At 63.6% G+C, this 16054-nt stretch carries 14 protein-coding genes and 1 pseudogene; 7 read left to right on the forward strand and 8 right to left on the reverse strand.

From position 1 onward, the window contains the following. Positions 1-112: 112 nt before the first annotated feature. Positions 113-1333, forward strand: coding sequence for a CaiB/BaiF CoA-transferase family protein (locus NK8_RS09580; RefSeq protein ID WP_162065991.1), 1221 nt, complete (start codon positions 113-115; stop codon positions 1331-1333). 16 nt (positions 1334-1349) lie between these two features. Here NK8_RS09580 and NK8_RS09585 read toward each other — a convergent pair whose 3' ends face one another. After that, a complete protein-coding gene (locus tag NK8_RS09585; RefSeq protein WP_041730537.1) occupies positions 1350-1562 on the reverse strand; it encodes a hypothetical protein in 213 nt (70 codons plus the stop codon). A gap of 326 nt (positions 1563-1888) precedes the next feature. Between NK8_RS09585 and NK8_RS09590 the strand changes: the two genes are divergently transcribed. Then, positions 1889-3598, forward strand: coding sequence for a glutamine--tRNA ligase/YqeY domain fusion protein (locus tag NK8_RS09590; RefSeq protein WP_162065992.1), 1710 nt, complete (start codon positions 1889-1891; stop codon positions 3596-3598). A gap of 53 nt (positions 3599-3651) precedes the next feature. Further along, positions 3652-4623: a transporter substrate-binding domain-containing protein gene (locus tag NK8_RS09595; RefSeq protein ID WP_213226176.1), complete on the forward strand. Its 972-nt coding sequence runs from the start codon at positions 3652-3654 to the stop codon at positions 4621-4623. Positions 4624-5219: 596 nt separating this feature from the next. Here the strand turns inward: NK8_RS09595 and NK8_RS09600 are convergent. The 4 genes and pseudogenes from NK8_RS09600 to NK8_RS09615 all read right to left on the reverse strand — a co-directional run bounded on the left by NK8_RS09600 (position 5220) and on the right by NK8_RS09615 (position 8845). Further along, positions 5220-6364 (reverse strand): annotated as a pseudogene (locus NK8_RS09600) (IS481 family transposase). A gap of 159 nt (positions 6365-6523) precedes the next feature. Beyond that, on the reverse strand, positions 6524-6973 hold the full coding sequence (locus tag NK8_RS09605) for an NUDIX hydrolase (protein ID WP_162065994.1): 450 nt from the start codon (positions 6971-6973) through the stop codon (positions 6524-6526). A gap of 19 nt (positions 6974-6992) precedes the next feature. Further along, entirely contained in the window at positions 6993-7391 is a 399-nt protein-coding gene (locus NK8_RS09610; protein WP_213226177.1) for an RT0821/Lpp0805 family surface protein, read from the reverse strand. A 110-nt stretch (positions 7392-7501) separates the two neighbouring features. Next, positions 7502-8845, reverse strand: coding sequence for a cytochrome-c peroxidase (locus NK8_RS09615; protein WP_213226178.1), 1344 nt, complete (start codon positions 8843-8845; stop codon positions 7502-7504). A gap of 248 nt (positions 8846-9093) precedes the next feature. On the opposite strand from NK8_RS09615, the gene NK8_RS09620 reads away from it, so the two are divergent. Then, the gene (locus tag NK8_RS09620) at positions 9094-10659 is read left to right on the forward strand and encodes an acid phosphatase (RefSeq protein WP_162065997.1); all 1566 of its coding nucleotides are present in this window, start codon (positions 9094-9096) and stop codon (positions 10657-10659) included. A 73-nt stretch (positions 10660-10732) separates the two neighbouring features. Here the strand turns inward: NK8_RS09620 and NK8_RS09625 are convergent, their stop codons facing one another. Continuing rightward, positions 10733-11446, reverse strand: a complete 714-nt coding sequence (locus tag NK8_RS09625) for a GntR family transcriptional regulator (RefSeq protein WP_213226179.1) — start codon at positions 11444-11446, stop codon at positions 10733-10735. Between the two features lie 150 nt (positions 11447-11596). Here NK8_RS09625 and NK8_RS09630 point away from each other — a divergent pair, with 150 nt between their 5' ends. After that, a complete protein-coding gene (locus tag NK8_RS09630; protein ID WP_213226180.1) occupies positions 11597-12787 on the forward strand; it encodes an amidohydrolase family protein in 1191 nt (396 codons plus the stop codon). Continuing rightward, positions 12784-14088 (forward strand): cyanate transporter, encoded by a 1305-nt coding sequence (locus NK8_RS09635; RefSeq protein WP_162066000.1) that lies wholly within the window; start codon positions 12784-12786, stop codon positions 14086-14088. Before NK8_RS09630 ends, NK8_RS09635 begins: the two co-directional genes overlap by 4 nt. Here the strand turns inward: NK8_RS09635 and NK8_RS09640 are convergent. Beyond that, positions 13988-14443, reverse strand: coding sequence for a histidine kinase (locus tag NK8_RS09640; protein ID WP_213226181.1), 456 nt, complete (start codon positions 14441-14443; stop codon positions 13988-13990). The two genes, NK8_RS09635 and NK8_RS09640, sit on opposite strands and share 101 nt — an antisense overlap. A 385-nt stretch (positions 14444-14828) precedes the next feature. After that, a complete protein-coding gene (locus tag NK8_RS09645) occupies positions 14829-15473 on the reverse strand; it encodes a hypothetical protein (RefSeq protein WP_213226182.1) in 645 nt (214 codons plus the stop codon). A gap of 236 nt (positions 15474-15709) precedes the next feature. On the opposite strand from NK8_RS09645, the gene NK8_RS09650 reads away from it, so the two are divergent. Next, complete coding sequence (locus tag NK8_RS09650; RefSeq protein WP_213226183.1) at positions 15710-16021, forward strand: hypothetical protein; 312 nt, start codon at positions 15710-15712, stop codon at positions 16019-16021. Positions 16022-16054: the final 33 nt, after the last annotated feature.

A 16054-nucleotide genomic window follows, 5' to 3' on the forward strand; every position in this document is an offset into this window, starting at 1 on the left:
ATACGGGATTCGCCGCGTGCGGCCGGGCGCGCGGGCGGCTCAGGTATCGCGCGAGCGGCGGTTCTGTGCGACATTCGCAGTCCGGAGACAATTTGAGCGAGCGAACCGACGAATGGGAGCCTTGAGCCATATCCGCGTGCTGGACCTGACCCGCGTGCTGGCGGGACCGTGGTGCGCGCAGACCCTCGCCGATTTCGGCGCGGACGTCATCAAGATCGAGCGGCCCGAAACCGGCGACGACACGCGCCACTGGGGCCCGCCCTACCTGAAAACGCCCGGCGGCGAGGACACGCACGAGGCCGCATACTATCTCGCGGCGAACCGCAACAAGCGTTCCGTGACGGTGGACATCGCCACGCCGGAAGGCCAGCAGATCGTGCGCGAGCTGGCCGCGCAAAGCGATGTCGTGCTGGAGAACTACAAGGCCGGGCAACTGAAGAAGTACGGGCTGGACTACGAATCGCTGAAAGCGGTGAAGCCGGACCTCGTCTATTGCTCGGTCACCGGTTTCGGGCAGACGGGGCCGTACGCGCAGCGCGCGGGCTACGATTTCATCGTGCAGGGCATCGGCGGCTTCATGAGCATCACCGGCGAGCGCGACGGCCAGCCCGGCGGCGGCCCGCAGAAAGCGGGCGTGGCGATCGCGGACCTGATGACCGGCATGTACGCGACCATCGGCGTGCTCACGGCGCTCGCGCACCGTGACCGCACGGGCGAAGGGCAGTACATCGACATGGCGCTGCTGGATGTGCAGGTCGCGATGCTCGCCAACATGAACACCAATTTCCTCGCGAGCGGCAAGCCGCCGGTGCGCTGGGGCAATGCGCATCCGAACATCGTGCCATATCAGACCTTCCAGACGAGCGATGGCTGGATTATCGTCGCGGTGGGCAACGACGGGCAGTTCCGCAAGTTCGTCGAAGTGGGCGGACGCGCGGAACTCGCGGACGACGCGCGCTTTGCGGCGAACCCGTCGCGCGTGCGCAACCGCGACATTCTCGTGCCGATTCTCGCGGACATGGTCCGGCTGAAGGGCAAGCACGAATGGATCGCTGAACTCGAAGCCGCGGGCGTGCCGTGCGGCCCGATCAACGATCTCGGCGAAGTCTTCGAGGATCCGCAGGTGCTCGCGCGCAAAATGCAGATCGAGTTGCCGCACCCGACGGCGGGCGCCGTGAAGCTCGTCGCGAGCCCGATCAAGATGAGCGCGACGCCGCCCGAAGCGCGCACGCATCCGCCGCTATTGGGCGAGCACACGACGAGCGTGCTCGCCGACGTGCTCGGCTACGACGACGCGAAAATCGCGCGTTTGCGGGCGTCGAAGGCCATCTGAGCGGGTCCGCGCGGGATCAACGCACGCCAGCGCCGATCAGCCCGCCCGCCGCCGCGCCCGCGACGGTGCCGATCGGCCCGCCTGTCACCAGATAGCCGAGCGCGCCGCCCGCGGCCGCGCCGACTCCGGCGTGCGCCTGCTGGCGCGAGACGTTCGCGCAGGCTGCGAGGCTCGACACGAGCGCGGCTGCGGCGGCGAACTTGAGCGTCGTGATGGCGATCTTCTTCATGATGGGCTTCCTTGTATTGTTGTGATGTCGATGCAGGCGAGCCGATCTTAAAATCGCGGCGGTGCGGCTTTCAACGCGATTTACGTCCCGTTACGGCGGTTACGAAGCGCGTTGCCGCGCGTAATCCGTGTAATGGAACTCGCGAAACGAGGCGACTGTGCGAATCGCGCGACGAACGCCGCCGCGGTCTGCCTCCGATGGTTGCGTAAGGTAGAATCGACCCAATATTCAAGTCATTCGCACGCGTTCCGAGCCGATCCGGTCTCGAGGGACGCTTCCCGAACCGTTTCACGCGCGCGAGCGCATCCGCTGGCACTCTCTTTCGCATGAACACCGATCGCAACGACGCTCCGGCGCCATCCAATTTCATTCGCAACATCATCGAAGACGACAACCGCTCCGGCAAATGGTCGCAGCGGGTCGAGACGCGCTTTCCACCCGAGCCGAACGGCTATCTGCACATCGGGCATGCGAAGAGCATCTGCGTGAACTTCGGCCTCGCCGCGGCATACGGCGGCGTGTGCCATCTGCGCTTCGACGATACGAACCCCGAGAAGGAAAGCGTCGAATACGTCGATTCGATCATCGACGCGGTGACCTGGCTCGGCTTCGACTGGAACAAGGACGGCGCGGAGCACAAGTACTTCGCGAGCGACTACTACGACAAGCTGTACGAGTTCGCCGAGATGCTCATCAAGAAGGGCCAGGCGTACGTGGACAGTCAGACCGCCGAAGAGATGCGCGCGACGCGTGGCTCGGCCACGGAAGCCGGCATCGACTCGCCGTATCGCGAGCGCACGCCCGAAGAGAACCTCGACCTCTTCCGCCGCATGAAGGCGGGCGAGTTCAAGGAAGGCGAGCACGTGCTGCGCGCGAAGATCGACATGGGCTCGCCGAACTTCAACATGCGCGACCCGGTGATCTACCGCATCCGCTTCGCGCATCACTATCGCACGGGCGACACGTGGTGCATCTACCCGATGTACGACTACGCGCACTGCGTGTCGGACGCGATCGAGAACATCACGCACTCGCTGTGCACGCTGGAGTTCGAGGATCATCGGCCGCTCTACGACTGGTTCCTCGCGCAGCTCGCGGACGACGGCGTGTTTGAGCGTCCGCTGCCGCAGCAGATCGAATTCTCGCGCCTGAACCTCACGTACGCGATCACGAGCAAGCGCAAGCTGTTGCAGCTCGTGCAGGACAATCACGTCGACGGCTGGGACGATCCGCGCATGCCGACCATCGTCGGCGTGCGCCGGCGCGGCTTCACGCCGGAAAGCATCCGCCTGATGGTCGAGCGCGTCGGCGTCACGAAGGTCGATTCGTGGATCGACATGAGCGTGCTCGAAGGCGCACTGCGCGATGATCTCGACGAGAAAGCCCCGCGCGCGATCGCGGTGCTCGATCCGTTGAAGCTCATCATCGACAACTATCCGGAAGGACAGAGCGAGCCGTGCAGCGCGCCGGTGCATCCGCATCATCCGGATCGCGGCGTGCGCGCGTTTCCGTTCTCGCGTGAACTGTGGATCGAGCGCGAGGACTTTCAGGAAACGCCGCCGAAGGGCTATTTCCGTCTCTTCCCGGGCAACAAGGTGCGTCTGAAGTACGGCTTCATCGTGGAATGCACGGGCGCGGACAAGGACGAGAACGGCAACGTGATCGCCGTGCACTGCAACTACTTCCCGGACAGCAAGTCGGGCACCGAAGGCGCGAACAACTACAAGGTGAAGGGCACGATTCACTGGGTCAGCGCGGCGACCGCGTATGCGGCCGAAGTGCGCCTCTACGACCGTCTCTTCAAGGAGCCGCAGCCCGGCGCGGGCGGCGCGGAATTCCTCGATGCGCTGAACCCGGATTCGAAGCGCGTCGTGAACGCGTATCTCGAGCCGAGCGCGCGCGACGCGAACGCCGAAGACCGCTTCCAGTTCGAGCGCCACGGCTATTTCGTCGCGGACCGGGTCGATTCGCAACCGGGCAAGCCCGTGTTCAATCGCATCGTCAGCCTGCGCGACAGCTGGGGCAAACCGGCCTGACATCGTATCGGGTACGCGGCGCGGCAGTAGATCGCGCTTCCAACGAGGACATCATGAAGCCGCCGCATTCCATCGCGCACCGCTCACGGATGCAACGAAGCGCCGCCCTCGCCGCCTGCCTCGCGCTCGCGTCCGCCGGCGCGCATGCGGCCAACGCCGCCGAGCTCGCCACGGCGCAGGCCGCCGTCGATCAGATGCCGCCTTCCGCGACGCTGCGCAAGATCGCCGAGAACGGCGCGATCGTGCTGGGCACGCGCGAATCGTCGGTGCCGTTCTCGTACACCGTGAAGCAGCAGCCGGTCGGCTACTCGTACGACATCGCGCTGAAAGTCGTCGACGAAGTCAAGAAGCGCCTCAACATGCCGAATCTCGCGGTGAAGAACGTGCAGGTCACGTCGGCGAACCGCATCTCGTATGTCGTGAACAATCAGGTCGATCTGGAATGCGGCTCGACCGCGCATGTGGCGGAGCGCGATCCGCTCGTCGCGTTCTCGAACAGCTTCTTTCAGTACGGCATCCGCATGGCCGTGAAGAAGAAGTCCGGCATCCGCGATTACGCCGACCTCGCGAACAAGACCGTCGCGACGACGGCGGGCACGTCGGACGAGCGCATGTTGCGGCAGATGAGCATCGACAAGAACCTGAACCTGCGCATCATCAGCGCGCGCGATCACGCGGAAGCGTTCGCCGCGCTGAAGTCGGATCGCGCGGTGGCCTTCGTGATGGACGACCCGCTTCTCTACGGCAAGATCGCGCAGGAAGGCGCCGCGCGCAGCGAATACGTGGTGACGGGCGCTTCGCTTGCGAACGAAGCGTACGGCTGCATGATGAGAAAGGGCGACCCGGTGTTCAAGCGCATCGTCGACGATGTGATCGCCAATATGCAGCGCTCGGGCGAGGCCAAGAAGCTCTACGACACCTGGTTCATGCGGCCGATTCCCCCTGATGGCATGAACCTGCAGTTCCCGATGTCAGCGGAAATGAAGGCGCTTTTCGCCAATCCCAACGATCGGACGGTTGACTGATTTTGGGGGTTTCGCCGGATCCCGTTAGCGTGGTGGTTGGTTAGCGTTGCCCCTGTGCGGGGCGGCAGTCACTTTCTTTGCTGCTGCAAAGAAAGTAACCAAAGAAAGCAGCCTGATCCGCCCGCGGTCATACGCAATTTGACCACTACTCTCGTTGTTCGTGGGCTCAGTCGCAAGTGCCCTGATAGGCCTAACCGGGCTTAAACCGCGCACGGTCTGACAAGCCATAACTTTTAGGGCGCTGGTTCAGCACGAAAGAGCTTCGGCACAGCGCTACGCGCTGCCGTGGGGGTTGCAAGGGAAACCATCGGGACGCACGCGCATCCCCGATTGACCGGTCGGCCGCGAAGCAGGCCGGAGCCGTTTTGTGCTGAACCAGTCCGTTGCGCGGCGCGATGAGTCAGACCGTGCGCGGGCCACGCCGGGTATGGCCTACGAGAGCACTCGCTACTGCTGTGCCCTATGTGTTCGCCCGTGCCGCGGCCGGTGTGAGGCGTTCCGGATGGGACAAGCTGTTTCTTTGGTTACTTTCTTTGCAGCAGTGTATGGACCGGAGACATGGTTGACACATGTGCGGAGACATAGCTGACACGCGTCTATCTTGCTGCATCGGGCTGATTCAGGTCAAAGGTCATGAGTCGATGATGGAGGAAATACAGGTATAGGCGTCGGCAATCTCCGGGTTTGCCCGCACGGCCACATCCATTCGATGCAATGCGCTCGATACGCGCAGCCGGTAGCCTCGAAAACTCACCTTGCCGTTCCAATCTACGCGCAGCACTTGGTCATCAGGACCGTATTCGATCGGCGCCAGCGTGCTGGGCATCGTGCGCGGGCTGTTGCGATAGCGGGTCATCGGCGTGGCCATACCGATGCCTTGATGCGGGCGCTGGTGGTTGTAAATCTCGCGCCAGCAATCGAGTTCAGCCTGTATCTGAGCCTGGGTGCTGAAACTGCGTGCGTTGAGCACCTCGGCCTTGAGCGAGCGGTGAAAGCGCTCCTCCTTGCCGTTGGTCTGCGGATGATAGGGACGGCTGTAGGTAACACGAATGCCCAGGCGAATCAGCCAGATGGCCAGCTCCGTCACCTGACCGGGCTTGCCCGGCGAGCCCCAGGGTGCGCCGTTGTCGGTGTTGATCTGGGCGGGCAGGCCGTAGTGCTCGAAGGCCCACTGCAAGCGCGCGCGCACGGTATTGCCATCGGTGGCGCTGCACGCGTGCAACACCAGATTGAAGCGCGAATGATCGTCCAGCACGGTGAGCGGGTAGCAGCGCGTCTGATCGAGCAAGGCGAAATCGCCCTTGAAGTCCATCTGCCACAGCGCGTTGGGCTCGCCGCGCTCGAAGCGCTGCCAGGCGCAGGCATCGGCCGAGGCCTTCTCGCTGATGCGCCCGTGGCGATGCAAGATCGAATTGACCGTGCTGGGTGCGAGCGTGGCCAAACCCAGATCGATGAGGCGCCGGCTGAGCTTGCGCGCGCCCCAGGCCGGGTGCGCATCGCGCAGTTGCAGCACATGCTGCTCGAGCTCTGGCGCACTGATGCGCGGGCTGCTCAGCGGTCGACGGGAATGATCGGCAAGCGCTTGGGCGCCGCCCGATTCATAACGTTTAAGCATCTTGTATCCGGTCTGTCGGCTGATGCCGAAACGCTGGCACAGCTCACTGAACGGGATCTCGCGTTTGAGCGCAAGGGTCACGAAATCAAGGCGAAGTTGCATGGTGTCCTGGGGGTTCCACGGCATGATGGGTCTCGGGCATCGGGATGCCCAAAGTGTCAACCATGTCCCCGCACATCTGTCAGCGATGTCTCCGGTCCATACACTGCTGCAAAGAAAGTGACTGCCGCCCCGCACAGGGGCAACGCCAATAAACCAACACGCCAACGGGATCCGGCGACAAACCTAAAGCGCCTCGTGCAGCTCCGCGAGCGACAACGTGGTCTGAAACAGCCGCGCGAGACTGCGGCTCGCGAATGCATCGACTTCCGCCGGACTGACCCACCGATAGGCGTCCATTTCAGGAATCATCGTGCCATCGCTATAGCGCGGGAAGTACGACTCACACACGCAGTCTTCGAGCTGCACTTCCTGCTCGCTCACGCGCACCGCGAAAAGATGCAAATCCTTGTCGCGACGATAAACAAAGCGCCCCAGATCCTTGAGCCGCTCGGCGGCCAACACGATGCCCGTCTCCTCGACGAGCTCGCGCAACGCCGCCTCGCGCGGACTCTCGCCGGGATCGGCGGCGCCCTTGGGCACGTCCCAGTGCGTGGTTTCGGTCGCGTGGCACAGCAACACGTCGCCCTGCGCGTTCAGGATGACCACGCCGCACGATACGCTGCGGCCGGTCATCGATTGCGTTCCCCGTTCATCACTGCTTCTTGAGCTTCCACTTGCCGTCGCTCGCCTTGCAGGCGACCGGCGTCCAGGTCTGCGTCTGCCCTTTCGCCTCCGCGACGATCGTGATCTTGCGGCACTTCAGCCCGTCCGACTCGAAGCTGTTTTGCGGCGTCACCGTGCCGTTGATCGGCACCGTGTTGCCGGCGCCCTTGTTGTCCCAGTCGAGCGATTCGCCGTCCTTCTTCGTATTGAGCGCGACCTGCGCGGCGTTGTTGAGCGCCTGCAAATCACGCTGCTTCATGTAGCTGATCGGCGTGTTGTTCAGAAAGCCGAGATTGGCGGCGGAAGCGGCCGCGCTCACGGCGACGAGCGCGGCAGCCGCGATCGTCCGGATGCAGGCGTGAGCGAGCGCTCGATCTCGAATCGGCATGGAGATTCTCCTCGTTGCGATGGTATGTCCGCCCGTGGCCTCGCGCGCAGAGCCGGCCATCGGGTGCAACGAGAATAGCATGATGCGCGGGCGTCGCAGCCCGCGCCATCTCAGTTTGCCGTCGACGTCATCTGGTTGATGCCGGTGCCCTTTTGCGCGTCCTTGTCCTTCGCCGGATCGTAGCCGTCCGTGAGCGTATCGAGAAACGCGACGACGTCCCTGATCTCGGCCTCGTCGAGCGCGGGCTTGTCGCCCTTCTTGCGATCGAACGGCGGATCGGTATTGATGTTCGCCCAGTAGCGCTTCGGCAGATCGTCGAACTTGTCGACGACGCCTTTCTTCGAGACCGGATAGAACTTCTCCGGATTGGTGTCGCGCTCGACATAGAAGCGCACCACGTCTTCCAGCTTGTGATAGATGCCGTTGTGGAAGAAGGTCTTGCGCGTCGCGACGTTGCGCAGCGAAGGCGTGCGGAAGATGCCGCAGTACTCGTCCTGGCCCTTCAGGTCGCGCCGCTCCGGACCGCATGCGCCGAGATCATGGAAATGCGGGTTCTGGTTGATCGGCAACGCGCGGTTGCGCGGCACGCCGAGCGCGATCAGGCCGAAGTCGCTGAACTGCGGCGGCGAGCCGTCCTTCGCGCGCTGGCTGATGTGGCACGACGCGCAATTGCCCTTGTTCTCGTCGTTGAAGAGCTGAAGGCCATGCATCTCGGCGTCGTTGAGTCTGGCGCGGCCCGCGAGGAACGCGTCGAACTTGCTGGTGTACGGATAGAACTTGGCAGGCGTCTGCTCGAACGCTTCGAGCGAATCCAGCACCGACGCGAACGCACGCTCGTCGCTGTCGAAGACATGGTCGCCGAACGCCTTGCGGAAGTCGTCGGCATAGGGCGCGGCCTTCACCGCCGCCGCGACCTTGACGCGCGTGCTGCCCATCTCGAACGACGACAGCAGCGGAATGCGCGCCTGGTCCGATCCGTGATCGACGCGGCCATCCCACGTCAGGCCGCCGGTCGGGCCGGCATCGACGCTTTCGTCGCCTTCGTCGTCGGAATCATGGAAGTGGCGCGTGAACGCCGGCACCGACTGCAGGTACCTGAGCGAAGGCACCGCGCGAAAGCCCGGCTGATGCATGTCGTTGCCGCCGAGTTGCACGGACAGCGCGTTGGGCGGACCGAACGCGTGGCCCGGGCTATGACACGACGCGCACGCGAGCTTGCCCGAGCCCGACAGCGACGGATCGAAGAACAGCTTCTCGCCGAGCGACGTCATCTGCTTCACATGCGCGAACACCGCGGCGCGCGACTGGGCCTGCGGCGCGGCGGGCGCCTGCGCCGGCGTGCTCGCGTTCGTGCCCGCCGCATGGGAGTCGCAGCCGCTCATCGCTGCGGACAGCGCGATGAGCGCAGTGAGCGCGAGAGTGCGCAGGACGAACGACGGACGCATCGAAGACATGGACGTGGGGCATCGGAATTGAAAGATGCCGAAGCGTATGTCGCACGTGTGTCTTTCATGTGACAAGCCGGGACGCGCTGATGCCGGACCCATTGTCCGAAATTTATTAAGCGAACATTACGCAAGCGAAAGGCTTATTACATGGCCGCGTCAACTTGCGTTGCGACACTGCGCACGCCGGCGTCAAAGGCTTTCCGACGACGAAACCCGCGTCATGCGCCGGTCCCCAACACAAGAGAGAAACCTCAATGAACAAGAAACTCGTTTGCGCGGTGCCGCTCGCGGCCACTGTTGCATTCGGCCTCTACGCATGCGGCGGCGACGATCATCAAGACAGCGATATCTCGTCGGTGAAGAACGTCGTCGTGATCTATGCGGAAAACCGCAGCTTCGACAATCTCTACGGGCACTTTCCCGGCGCGAACGGCCTGCAGAACGTGACGGCGGCGAGCGCGCAACAGCTCGACCGCGACGGCAGCGTGCTGCCCACGCTGCCGAAGATCTGGACCGGCCTGACGGCGACGGGCGTAACGCCCGCGATCACCGAAGCGATGACGGCGAACCTGCCGAACGCGCCCTTCGCGATCGACGATCCGAACGGCTTCAACACGCAGCTCAACGTCACCACGCGCGATCTGTATCACCGCTTCTATGAGAACCAGATGCAGATCGACGGCGGCAAGAACGACAAGTTCGCCGCATGGGGCGATTCGGGCGGTCTCGTGATGGGCCACTACGACACGCCGCCGGACAAGTTGCCGCTCTACAAGATCGCGCAGCAGTACACGCTGGCGGACAACTTCTTCATGGGCGCGTTCGGCGGCTCGTTCCTGAACCACCAGTGGCTCGTCTGCGCCTGCACGCCGGTCTATCCGAACGCCGACAAGAGCGTGGCCGCCAGCTCGATCTCCGCCGTGAACGCCGACGGCGTTTCGCTCAAGCTCGCGAAGGCGGCGGGTTCTGCGCTCACCGGCAACACGCAGGGGCTCTTCGTGAACTCGGGCAACCTCACGCCCGACTTCTTCGCGATCAACACGATGCAGCCGCCGTATCAGCCGAGCGGCAACAAGCCGGCGACGGGCGGCGATCCGAACCTCGCGGACCCGAGCCAGGCCACCACGCTGCCGCCGCAGACGCAGCAGCACATCGGCGATCTGCTGAACAGCGCCGGGGTGAGCTGGGCGTGGTACGGCGGCTCGTGGGGTGCGGCGCTGGCGGACCGTTCGGTCATCAACGGCGCGGTCAACGTGGTGCCTGATTTCCAGACGCACCATCAGCCGTTCAACTATTTCGCCGACCTCGCGCCGGGCACGGCCAACCGCGCGCAGCATCTGCTCGACGGCGGCACCAACGGCTCGGAGTTCATCAAGGCGATCGACGCGGGCACGCTGCCGCAAGTCTCGTTCTACAAGCCGCAGGGCAACTTGAACGAGCACGCCGGTTATACGGATGTCGCGCAGGGCGACCAGCACATCGCCGATCTGATCTCCCATCTGCAGAAGAGTCCGCAGTGGAAGAACATGGTCGTCGTCGTGACCTACGACGAAAACGGCGGCTTCTGGGATCACGTCGCGCCGCCGAAGGGCGATCGCTGGGGTCCGGGCACGCGCATTCCGGCGCTCGTCATCTCGCCGTACGCGAAGAAGGGTTTCGTCGATCACACGCAGTACGACACCACGTCGATCCTGCGCTTCATCACGAAACGCTTCAGCCTGCCGACGCTGCCGGGCATCGCCGCGCGCGACGCCGCGCTGGTGTCGAACGGCGCACAGAAGATGGGCGATCTGACCAACGCCCTCGACTTCTCGCAGTAAGGCGTTCGCGTTCGGCGCTGCAAAACGAAACGGGCCGCGGCTGTCACGCCGCGGCCCGTTTTTTTATCGATGCTCAGGCGCCCGCGAAGAGCGTCGCCAGATCGTTCGTGCGCGTCGCGCTCGCCTGCGCGAGCACGCGGTCTTCCAGCTCGTCGAGATGCGTACGCATCGCGGTGAGCGCGGTATCGAGCGCGCCCTCCTCCAATGCATCGACGAGACGTCCGTGTTCGTCCGATGCGCAATTCGACAGCTTGGTCGGATCGAACAGCGCCTTGTAGAGCTCGGTCTTGGCGACGAGCTGGGCGAGAAACGCCTGCACTTCCCGTGCGCCCGCCAGTTCCGCGAGCAGCAGATGAAAATGCCCCGCGAGGCGCACGCAATCCGCCACGCTGCCCGCCTTCACCGCGCGCTGCTCGGCCTTGACGTGCGCGCGCAACGCGCGCTTCGCCTGCGCCGACAGCGTGCCGCACAGCGCCGCGACGATGCCCGCCTCGACCACTTGCCGCGCGCGATAGACCTCGCGGATGTCGGCGGGCGTGGGCGACGGCACGAACGCGCCGCGATTGGCTTCGAGCGTGAGCTTGCCTTCGGCGCCGAGCCGCGCCAGCACCTTGCGGATCGTGCCGCGCGTGCAGTCGAAGGCGGCGGCGAGTTCGCGCTCGACGAGCTGCGCGCCGGGCGCGAGCTTGCCGTGCAATAGCGCGGAGCTGATCGCCGCGTAGACGCGCTCGTCGGGCGAACTTTCGCTCGCGGCTTCGTTCGATGATGTTTCCTTGCGTGATGCCATGATGCCTGTCGTGCTTGCGTTGATTCGCATTGTAGCGAGAGCGCACGCTCGGGCGCGAATTCGGTCTATCAGGTCACGCGTATTTTTGGTTGACCAAACACTGCTAGAATGGTCAACCAAACCGCATGAACCATGGGAGGAATCCATCGTATGAATCCATCGACCTGGATCGTCAACGCACGACCGTTCGGCGGTGCGCCGGCGGATGTTCGCGTTACCGGCACGACCATCGACGCGATCGTTCCCCATGGCGAGCGCACGCCTGCGCCCGGCGATACCGTCGTCGATGCGGCGCTCGCGCTGCTGTTGCCGGGTTTCGTCGAAGGACACACGCATCTGGACAAGACCACGTGGGGCATGCCGTGGTATCGCAACGCGGTCGGGCCGCGTCTCATCGACCGGATCGAGAACGAGCGGCGCTGGCGCGCAGAAAGCGGCCACGACGCCGCGCAGGCGTCGCGCGCGCTGGCGCTCGCGTTCCTGCGCGAAGGCACGACGCGCCTGCGCACGCACGTCGACATCGATACGGATGCGGGCCTGCGTCATCTCGAAGGCGTCTGCGATACGCGCGCCGCGCTCGCCGATGTGCTCGACATGCAGATCGTCGCGTTTCCGCAATCGGGCGTGCTGAAGCGCCCCGGCACGCGTGAGTTGCTCGATGCCGCGCTGGCGAACGGCGCCGATGTGCTCGGCGCGCTCGATCCGTCCTCGATCGACGGCGATCCGGCCGCCTCGCTCGATGTCACGTTCGCGCTCGCGACGAAGCACGGCAAGCCCATCGACATGCATCTGCACGAGCCGGGCGATCTCGGCGCGTTCACGTTCGACCTGCTGCTCGATCGCGTCGAGGCGCATGGTTATCAGGCCCGCGTCGTGGTGAGCCACGCGTTCTGTCTCGGCGCGCTGCCCGACGCGCGGCGCGGCGCGCTGCTCGAGCGCATCGCGCGCGCGAACGTCGCGCTTCTGACGACCGCGCCCGCATCGGTTCCGGTGCCGTCGTTGCGCGAAGCGCGCGCGGCGGGCGTGACGCTGTTCGGCGGCAACGACGGCATCCGTGACGCGTGGACGCCCTTCGGCTCGCCCGACATGCTCGAGCGCGCGATGCTGATCGCGATGCGCTACGACCTGCGCCGCGACGACGATCTCGCCGCCGCGTTCGATTGCGTGTCGATCGACGCGGCCCGCGCCTGCGGCTTCGCGGACTACGGCCTCGCGCCGGGCATGCGCGCAGACCTCGTGCTCGTCGATGCGGACACGGTCGCGCAGGCCGTCGCGATGCGCCCGCCGCGCCGCTTCGTGATGGCGAACGGCACGCCGGTATCGCCGGAGTTCACGCGATGAACCCGCGCGCATCGAACCTGGCGTGGCTCGCGGTGATCGTCGCGATCGGGCTGAACCTGCGGCCGCTGCTGACGTCGGTGAGTCCGCTGATGGGCGTGATCCTGTCGGCGACGGGGCTGTCGTTTCGCGGCGCGTCGATGCTGACCGGACTGCCCGTCGTCGCGATGGGCGTATGCGCGTTCGGCGCGAGCGCGCTGTCGAAGGCGATCGGCAACGGGCGCGGCGTCGCGATCGGGCTCGTGGCGATCGTCGTGGCGTGCGCGGGCCGCTGGTTCGCCGGGAACGCGGCTGCGCTGATCGTGAGCGCGGCGATTGCGGGCACGGGCGTCGCAGTCATTCAGGCGCTTTTGCCCGGCGTGATGAAGACGCGCTTCGCCGCGCGCCTGCCCTTCGCGATGGGTCTCTATTCGGCATCGATCATGGCGGGCGGCGGACTCGGCGCGAGCATCACGCCGGCGCTCGCGTCGCGCGTCTCGTGGCAGGCGGGCCTGGCGTTCTGGGCGATGCCCGCGCTGCTCGCGCTCGCGGTGTGGATGCTCCTGATGCGCGCCGATGCTTTGCCTCGCGTCTCATCGACGCGAAATGCGAAGCCCATGCCGTCGCTCTTTCTCAATCGTCGCGCGTGGACGCTCGGGATCTTCTTCGGGCTCGTCAATGGTGGCTATACGTGCCTCGTCGCGTGGATGCCCGCGTACTACCAGCAACTCGGCCGCGGCGTGACCGAAAGCGGCACGCTGCTCGCGATGCTCACGGTGTTTCAGGCGTCGTCCGCGTTGCTGTTGCCGATGGCGGCGTCGCATTTCGGACGTGGCCGTGATCGGCGTCCGTGGCTGGCGCTCGGCCTCGTCGCGCAACTGTGCGGCTTCGGTCTGCTGCTGTTCGCGCCGCTTTCCGCGCCGATCGCGGCGGTCGCGCTGCTGGGCGGCGGGCTCGGCGGCGTCTTTGCGCTCACGCTCGTGCTGACGCTCGATCACGCCGACGACCCCGCGCTCGCGGCGCGGCTCGTCGCGTTCGTGCAGGGCGTGGGCTTCGTCATCGCGGCGCTGGCGCCGGTCGCGGCGGGCGTCGTGCGCGATGTGAGCGGCGGTTTCTCGATGTCGTGGATGATGCTCGCCGCGAGCCTCGTCGCGATGATCGCGCTCAATGTCGTGTTCGGCCCGCGCAGCTATGCGCGCGCGATGCGGCCGCGCGAGGACGGACTCAGCGCACCGCAAGACACGCGAAAAATTCGTCGAGCAGATCGGTCATCTGCCATACGGGACACGGGCGGCGACAATGTCCGTCGTAGCCCGCTTCCTTGAGACGCGCGATCGGTTCTTCGGGCAGGAAGCCACTCATCGCGATGATGAGGCGACGCGCATCGTCGTCGGCGTCGCGTAGCGCGCGAACCAGCGCGTAGTTGCCGCAACCGCCGATGCGCGTGTCGAGAAAGAGCACATGCGGACGCCATTCCTCGACGATGACTCTGACCGATGACGCATCGAGCGCGAGTTGCGCCGGAAAGCCCTTCAGCTCGAACAGCGACGCAAGCGAGGCGCCGAGCACGCGCTCCGACAGCGCGAGCAGCACGCGCCGGGATTCCGGAGGCAGGCGCGATTGCTTGCGGTTCCATAGCGAGCATTGCGCCGGGCTGGTTTCGTATGCTCGATTGTTCAAATCATCCCTCTTGAGTCGATCCGGCCTGTTGCCGTCACCGTTGTGGCGCACCACGCGCCACGGTGATGCATCGGCGCACTGCGGATGGGCGGCGCGATTGCTTGTACGAGATGGTTAATTTTGCCGATGCGTTGCGGGGCGCGGGGATCGTGGGGATCGCACGCGCACGCGGGTGGGAGAGGGGCAGGAAGTGGGCCAAGTAGGCCAGAAAAGCAAAAAGCCCAGTCGCAAACTCACACGGATTCTGATACGCGCTGCGGCGCGGCGGTCCTATGTGCTTGTTCGCCGAGCCGGCGAGGCCCCCTCGCCACGCTTGGCAATCTCGATAATGGACATAGCCACTAACACATTGCACAGACGGCTTATACGACGCGAACAGCTTACATTAAGAGGACTGAGTCAAATTTCGATCTAACCGTTCGATCAAATTATTGACACTCATTTCGAGCGCTGCGTCAATCGCCTTCAGCGTGTACGCGTAATCAATTAGTTTCTTTCTAATGTCGGCACGCGGTGCTATTAACGAGCTTGACTGCGAATTTTCTGATGCCTCTAATTTTCGTAGCATTTCGTTGTTAATCTGCGTCGATGCGATCAGACTCTTCGCCAGACCGTAAGTGTTGACGATTAGGCGCTGCAGTTCGGCATCGAGAATCTTGCCGACCTGTACGCCCGAACTATCATAAATAGAGAAAGACCTTTCGCTAAATTGGAATGTGGAGCTAACGTATTCGCCAGGCTTCACCAGCTGAACCCCATTTCGAACCATTAAATTATAGTTTTCCCAAGCGCCCATCACTTCCGCTCGTATCGCTCTAAGGAATGATTTGATTTCTGCCTCTTGCTTCCTGTCATCCTCTTTCCTGTTGTGCCAGTTCTGTAATAAAGGTGCACCAATGGCAATTGCCAGAGCGAAAATGGTCCCGATCGATTGAATCCAATCAGTGATTTTTGCGTCATCGTCAGCCAATGTGCAAAACGTGGCAGCGGAATGGTAGATATCCACCAAAAAAGAACAATCTTGCATCATGAGAATCCGATCTCTTCTTGCGATCTGCTCGATTATCTCAGACTAAAGGTCGCTCTTTGCCATCCCCGCAATGTTGTCGCTTTGCCCTTCCCCATAAGTAGCTTAGGCGTGAAGATCCACGGCAGCGCACGTTCACGTAATTCAGAAAATTCGCCTGAATTGCATGGCAACTCGCTGGTCGAAATCTCGGAAGCGCGACATGTCGCGTGACATACTTCAAACAGGAGATTAAAAGAATGGTCAAACTATCCAAAATAAAAGCATGTGTGCTCGATGAGTTCGAGTTACGGAGTGACGAATGGACCTTCGTCACCTTTGAGAAGGCGCTAGAAGAAGCAATGGGATTTCGGTATGGAAACTACCAAACCGCCAAATCTACTATTAGCGTCGCCCACGATTTGGGTCGGTGGCCTAAGACAGTCAAGCGATACGTTTTGACCAATCGAAAATCATTCGGGACCACTCCCGGAGAACTGCATGATGCATTGAATGATCTTTACCAGCATCTAACAGACGAGGAGAAGTTGGAATACAACATAGAGCAGTAGCTTTCTTGCCTGGATTTTAACTCGCAACGCCGC

The organism is Caballeronia sp. NK8 (assembly GCF_018408855.1).
Classification (GTDB): Bacteria; Pseudomonadota; Gammaproteobacteria; order Burkholderiales; family Burkholderiaceae; genus Caballeronia.

What these genes read in the sequence shown, in the direction of transcription:
- NK8_RS09580 (WP_162065991.1), top strand. Translation starts at nt 113, where the DNA reads ATGGGAGCCTTGAGCCATATCCGCGTGCTGGACCTGACCCGCGTGCTG.
- NK8_RS09585 (WP_041730537.1), bottom strand. Translation starts at nt 1,562, where the DNA reads ATGAAGAAGATCGCCATCACGACGCTCAAGTTCGCCGCCGCAGCCGCG.
- NK8_RS09590 (WP_162065992.1), top strand. Translation starts at nt 1,889, where the DNA reads ATGAACACCGATCGCAACGACGCTCCGGCGCCATCCAATTTCATTCGC.
- NK8_RS09595 (WP_213226176.1), top strand. Translation starts at nt 3,652, where the DNA reads ATGAAGCCGCCGCATTCCATCGCGCACCGCTCACGGATGCAACGAAGC.
- NK8_RS09605 (WP_162065994.1), bottom strand. Translation starts at nt 6,973, where the DNA reads ATGACCGGCCGCAGCGTATCGTGCGGCGTGGTCATCCTGAACGCGCAG.
- NK8_RS09610 (WP_213226177.1), bottom strand. Translation starts at nt 7,391, where the DNA reads ATGCCGATTCGAGATCGAGCGCTCGCTCACGCCTGCATCCGGACGATC.
- NK8_RS09615 (WP_213226178.1), bottom strand. Translation starts at nt 8,845, where the DNA reads ATGTCTTCGATGCGTCCGTCGTTCGTCCTGCGCACTCTCGCGCTCACT.
- NK8_RS09620 (WP_162065997.1), top strand. Translation starts at nt 9,094, where the DNA reads ATGAACAAGAAACTCGTTTGCGCGGTGCCGCTCGCGGCCACTGTTGCA.
- NK8_RS09625 (WP_213226179.1), bottom strand. Translation starts at nt 11,446, where the DNA reads ATGGCATCACGCAAGGAAACATCATCGAACGAAGCCGCGAGCGAAAGT.
- NK8_RS09630 (WP_213226180.1), top strand. Translation starts at nt 11,597, where the DNA reads ATGAATCCATCGACCTGGATCGTCAACGCACGACCGTTCGGCGGTGCG.
- NK8_RS09635 (WP_162066000.1), top strand. Translation starts at nt 12,784, where the DNA reads ATGAACCCGCGCGCATCGAACCTGGCGTGGCTCGCGGTGATCGTCGCG.
- NK8_RS09645 (WP_213226182.1), bottom strand. Translation starts at nt 15,473, where the DNA reads ATGATGCAAGATTGTTCTTTTTTGGTGGATATCTACCATTCCGCTGCC.
- NK8_RS09650 (WP_213226183.1), top strand. Translation starts at nt 15,710, where the DNA reads ATGGTCAAACTATCCAAAATAAAAGCATGTGTGCTCGATGAGTTCGAG.